Genomic DNA, 1145 nt, shown 5'->3' on the forward strand with positions numbered 1-1145 from the left:
CCATATCGTCGATATTAGTGGAGATTAAAATCTGCTCGCAAACCTCGCCGTAGCCAGGGTGCGCGCCTAAATTTCGCTCGCCCCCTTCGCCGCCTAGCTCCTCATCGGTTTCGCAAAGCATCACTCGAAGCACGTTTGCAAAGTCCGCTGCGTCCTTGCCGCCCGCGCCGTAGCCGATTTTTTCGATCCTAAAGCTCGCGCCGTCCGCAAACTCGTCCGCGCAGGCCCTTAAAATCGCCGCTCCCGTGGGCGTAGTCATCTCGAAATTCGCTCGCCCTAGGCTTACTTGCGCGCCTTTTAAAATTTCGCAAACCGCAGGCGCCGGTACGGTCAGCCTGCCGTGAGCGCAGTGCGCAAAACCGCCGCCAAGCTCGATAGGCGAAGTAAAAATTTGCGGCGCGCCCAAGGCCTCCAAGCAAATAGCCGCGCCCACTACGTCCGCGATGCTGTCCGCGGCGCCCACTTCGTGAAAATGTACTTGCTCTACGCTAGTGCCGTGGACTTTGGCCTCGGCTCGCGCGATAACGCTAAAAATTTCGCTTGCCGTTTTTTTTACGAAAGCGCTTAGGCTAGAGCTCTCGATAAGCTCTAAAATTTGCGCGAAATTTCGCGGATGCGGGCGGTTTTGGGCGGGCTTATCCGCTCTAAATTCGGCGCCGTGAATTTTGCCGTTTAAATTTTGACGCGGGCTAAATTTAGCGCCCGAGAGGCCAAGCGGAAGCTGACCCAGATTTGCCGCGCAGACGACGTCTATTTTGGTTGCGGAGATACCGCATTTTAGCACTTTGCGCTTGCGTAGGTAAAACTCGCTAGCTAAATTTAGCTTAGCAAGCTGGGCGCAAAGATGGCTAAAATCCGCGCCCAAATCCACCAACGCGCCTAAATTCATATCGCCGCTGATGCCCGCACTTGCGTCGTAGTAAAGAAATTTCGCCAAGCTTAAACCTTAGGCACCGTCATCGAGCCAAACGGCAGGATGATGATTTTGGCGTCCGCGCCCTTTTGCGCGAGCGCGTCGTCCACGGCCTTTTGGATGTCGTGGTATGGTTTTAGATGCACGGCGCGCATCTCATCGCCAGCGATCAACTCATCAAAGCTTTTTTGATTTATCGGATTTGCCAGAGCCTTTGCGATGAGCGCCGTTT

Annotated in this window: 1 protein-coding gene and 1 pseudogene; both read right to left on the reverse strand. The window is 54.7% G+C overall.

Features of this window, described 5'->3' with window-relative positions; genetic code table 11:
- Positions 1-937: LarC family nickel insertion protein (locus tag Q0546_RS00505; RefSeq protein WP_298789548.1), on the reverse strand; the 937-nt coding region annotated here is incomplete at its 3' end.
- Positions 938-939: 2 nt separating this feature from the next.
- Positions 940-1145 (reverse strand): annotated as a pseudogene (locus Q0546_RS00510) (hypothetical protein); the annotation flags it as partial.

The organism is uncultured Campylobacter sp. (genome assembly GCF_937997465.1).
Taxonomy (GTDB): Bacteria; Campylobacterota; Campylobacteria; order Campylobacterales; family Campylobacteraceae; genus Campylobacter_A.